At 36.3% G+C, this 3,538-nt stretch carries 6 protein-coding genes; 5 read left to right on the forward strand and 1 reads right to left on the reverse strand.

The genetic code is table 11. From position 1 onward, the window contains the following. Positions 1 to 49 precede the first annotated feature (49 nt). A complete protein-coding gene (locus tag FC65_RS09550; protein ID WP_382405747.1) occupies positions 50 to 571 on the reverse strand; it encodes a DUF1836 domain-containing protein in 522 nt (173 codons plus the stop codon). Between the two features lie 134 nt (positions 572 to 705). On the opposite strand from FC65_RS09550, the gene trhA reads away from it, so the two are divergent. The 5 genes from trhA to FC65_RS09575 all read left to right on the forward strand — a co-directional run bounded on the left by trhA (position 706) and on the right by FC65_RS09575 (position 3,496). After that, on the forward strand, positions 706 to 1,335 hold the full coding sequence (gene trhA, locus FC65_RS09555) for a PAQR family membrane homeostasis protein TrhA (RefSeq protein ID WP_056972500.1): 630 nt from the start codon (positions 706 to 708) through the stop codon (positions 1,333 to 1,335). Positions 1,336 to 1,443: 108 nt separating this feature from the next. After that, positions 1,444 to 1,782 carry an ArsR/SmtB family transcription factor gene (locus tag FC65_RS09560; RefSeq protein WP_010498076.1) on the forward strand — a complete coding sequence of 113 codons (339 nt, stop codon included), beginning with the start codon at positions 1,444 to 1,446 and terminating at the stop codon, positions 1,780 to 1,782. Positions 1,783 to 1,902: 120 nt separating this feature from the next. Beyond that, complete coding sequence (locus FC65_RS09565) at positions 1,903 to 2,607, forward strand: ribonuclease H family protein (protein WP_056972502.1); 705 nt, start codon at positions 1,903 to 1,905, stop codon at positions 2,605 to 2,607. A 14-nt stretch (positions 2,608 to 2,621) separates the two neighbouring features. Further along, complete coding sequence (locus tag FC65_RS09570; protein ID WP_010498093.1) at positions 2,622 to 3,320, forward strand: NAD(P)H-dependent oxidoreductase; 699 nt, start codon at positions 2,622 to 2,624, stop codon at positions 3,318 to 3,320. Further along, the gene (locus FC65_RS09575) at positions 3,317 to 3,496 is read left to right on the forward strand and encodes a hypothetical protein (RefSeq protein WP_056972501.1); all 180 of its coding nucleotides are present in this window, start codon (positions 3,317 to 3,319) and stop codon (positions 3,494 to 3,496) included. Before FC65_RS09570 ends, FC65_RS09575 begins: the two co-directional genes overlap by 4 nt. Positions 3,497 to 3,538 lie beyond the last annotated feature (42 nt).

Consider the following 3,538-nt stretch of genomic DNA (forward strand, 5'->3'; position numbering starts at 1 on the left):
TATTAAACTGGAAACGTTTTGTCCCAGTCCCGTTTTTTGTATCTAAATATCAGTGTTTCTTTTGTTCTTTAGCGCGTGGTGGTGGTTGTAAGGCTATTTCTTTTTGACCAAGCATTTGGTAAATAGAAGCTCGTATTGTGTATTCCTCGATCTTATTGATCACTGGCTCTGTATTAGCTACCTTTGTAACATCAGGGATATTTTCACCGTTAATCAAACGCAGATCATAGTTAAAAAGTGCTGCGAAGTTATTATATGCTGATTGAGCACTTTCTTCTGCAAATATTTGCTGAATAACTTGCTTAACACTTTCCAATGAATAGACAGCTTTAAAAAGGGAAACCATGAGTAATTCGGCGATATGCTGTCGTTGGTATTTCTTTTTAACTGGTCGAGTAATCAATCCCTTTTTAACATAGCTGTTTACCATGGAAGCTGTAATTTGATTGGTAGACAATTCAATTAAATAGCGATTCCCCAAGCTAACTAATTGATCCATATATAAGTCGATATCAGGAAAATCTTCCCAGGAAGGCAACTCTAAGTTTTTTATTGTTTTCAATTTAAACACATCCAATTTTTATTTTAAGGATCTAGTCTAAGTCCTTCTTATTTTAACATAGATTATCTAGAATTAAAGTCTAGTTAATATTGAAAATGAATACATATATGCTATACTATTAAATAGTGAAAGGACTGAGTCATGTGGATAAAAAAAGTCAGGTCATAAATGAAGTTTGGAGTGCAATTACACATGGAGTAGGTATTTTACTAAGTGTGATAGCTTTAATTGCGTTGATTATGAAGGGAGTGTCAAAAGAAAACGGATTAGCTCTATTTGCTTATTTGACATATGGAATTTCTTTATTAAGCCTCTACTTATTTTCAACCTTATTTCATTGCCTTTATTTCACAAAAGCAAGTCGAGTTTTCCAAATATTTGATCACTGCGGGATCTATCTGCTGATTGCTGGAACGTACACACCATACTGCTTGTTAGTAATTGAAGGTAAATTTGGACTGTTTATCTTATCTTTGATTTGGTTTTCAGCATTGTTTGGAACTTTATACCATATTTTAGCTAAAAATCGTCAGCAAAATATTGAGACTTTGATCTATATTTTAATGGGATGGACCTGTATTTTGGGAATCAAACAGCTTTTTCTCGGGCTGGGAAGTGTTGGTATGAGTCTGCTATTTTGCGGTGGTTTAGCCTTTACGTTGGGTGCTTTGCTGTATAGTATAAAAACGTTAAAGTATACTCATGTATTTTGGCATCTGGCAGTAATGCTGGGCACTTTTTTAATGTTTTTATCGATTTATTTTTACATTTAAATAATTGACTTATTTATATAGCAACGATGTAAACGTTTGCTTAAAATCTTCGTTCATGCTATTCTATACACGTAGTTATGTGTATCCCGTGAAAGGAGAGTGAAAGTAATGCCAACTGTTCAACTAACAGCATCACAAAGTAGAGCAATCGAAAATTTCGTGGATGATTTCGAAGTAATTAACGCACTTGCAGACCGAAATCGACAGAAAATCATTGTTTTACTGTGTAATCATTTATCTGAAGGTTTAACTGTAACTGAAATGACCGAAGAAATGTCAATTACACAGCCCGCGGTTTCTCATCATTTGAAAATATTACGTGAAGCTGGGTTAGTAGCGTTCCGTAAAAATGGTTTACAAAGCCTATATTACTTAACCCTTTCTGAACCGTTAATTCATTTAGAAGATGTGATTCATGATTTGCGGGTCGAAGTGGGGGAGAATTAAGTGACTATGAATAATTAAGACCGTTCATTTTTTGTTTTTTACATTAAATGAATGGTTTTTTTCTTTCCTTTAGTTTTTAGATAGTTTAAAATTAATGGAGCAATTTAATTGGTAGAGGGGATGAATGTCATTTCAGCTAAGTATTATGCGGTAAAAAAAGGAAGAAAAACCGGTATTTTTAATTCTTGGGCTGAGTGTGAACAACAAGTCAAGGGTTTTGCGGGCGCTAAGTACGAAAGTTTTAAAACACCGGCAGAAGCAAAGGATTGGATGAATGACCAAAAAAGCACTCGTGCCAGTTTAACCAAAAATACCGTTTCAAAAAGTAATCAAGTTTTTGTAAAAGCAGCTACTATTACATTATGGACCGATGGCGGATCTAGAAATCATGGAAATAAAAAAGGACAGCATGTTAAAGAAAGTGATCCAGCTGCATGGGCTTTTTGCGTGATAAAAGACGGCAAAAAATATACTGCCAGTGAGGGTGAATATGGTAGTACCAATAATCGAATGGAAGTTATGGCTTTGGTGAAGGCATTAAAGTTTTTGGGACGACAAGGCTGGCAAAATGAAGTGATCATTGCTACACTTGATTCGAAATATGTGCTGGATGCGATCACGAAAAAGTGGATCGATGGTTGGCAAAGAAGAGGTTGGAAAACAGGGAGTAATACGGAGGTTGCCAATAAAGAATTGTGGCAGGAAATAAAAAAATTACTGCCCTATTTTACCCATTTGGCTTTTCAGTGGACTAAAGGGCATGCCAAGAATGCTGGAAATATCTTGGTGGATCAGCTTTTAAATGATACGATGGACAAAATGTAAGGAGGAAAGGCTTGGTGAAAACATTAGTTTTAGTGGCACATCCCAAAGAACAAGACTCTTTGACACAAGCCTTTTTAAAACAGGCTTTAACTTTTGGCAATCAAGACATTAAAAGACGCGTTCTATCTGATACCCAGGTCGATGGCTTTTTAGCTCAAGACGAAATGCAAGATGTTTTACAAGCTGAGCGGATAATTTTTCAATTTCCACTATACTGGTATAGTGCTCCTGCAAATTTGCACCAATGGTTAGCGGATAGTTTAATCACGCCCTATAAAGAAAAAATGAGTGCCAAAGAATTAGGCTTAGTTGTATCGACAGGGCGGCCTGAAAGTGAGTTTGCGTTGGGAAAAAAGCAGGGTTATTCGTTGAGTGAGCTTTTGCGTCCTTTTGCGGCGATAGCGGATAATTTAGGAATGCGTATGCTGCCTTATTTTGTAATTCCGCAGTTTGAATATCAAACGGACAAACAACATCAGCAATTACTGATCGATTATCTTCAGTATCTTGAGCTGCCTCGTGATCATTCTTTTTCACAGCGTGAGGAGTGGTTTATTAACAGATTAGCGCAACTGACAAAAAACAAGGATGAATCTCACTATCAGCAAACATTAAGCATGATCAGCCAGCAGATAGCTGAACGTGGTGAAAGATTAACAGAATTAAAAGATGAAGTTGCTATGATCAAAAATATTGAGGAGGGGGATCTATGACCGAAGAAAGTCAGTGGTTGCTTGACCGGTGTGATGAGTTGGTCACCAATTCTAAAAAATATGAAGAACGTGCTTTTTTTCAGCAATTAAAAATATTGATCACAGAACAAGATCGTCGTTTGACTCAAGCAAAAGGAGAGCTGGATGGAAGAATTTGGAATCCTGGCAAGTGGTAAGATTGCTTGTGGGTCAAGTGTTAGCGTAAAGTATTTGTGGGT

It is taken from the genome of Ligilactobacillus acidipiscis DSM 15836, from assembly GCF_001435755.1.
In the GTDB taxonomy this organism is placed as follows: domain Bacteria; phylum Bacillota; class Bacilli; order Lactobacillales; family Lactobacillaceae; genus Ligilactobacillus; species Ligilactobacillus acidipiscis.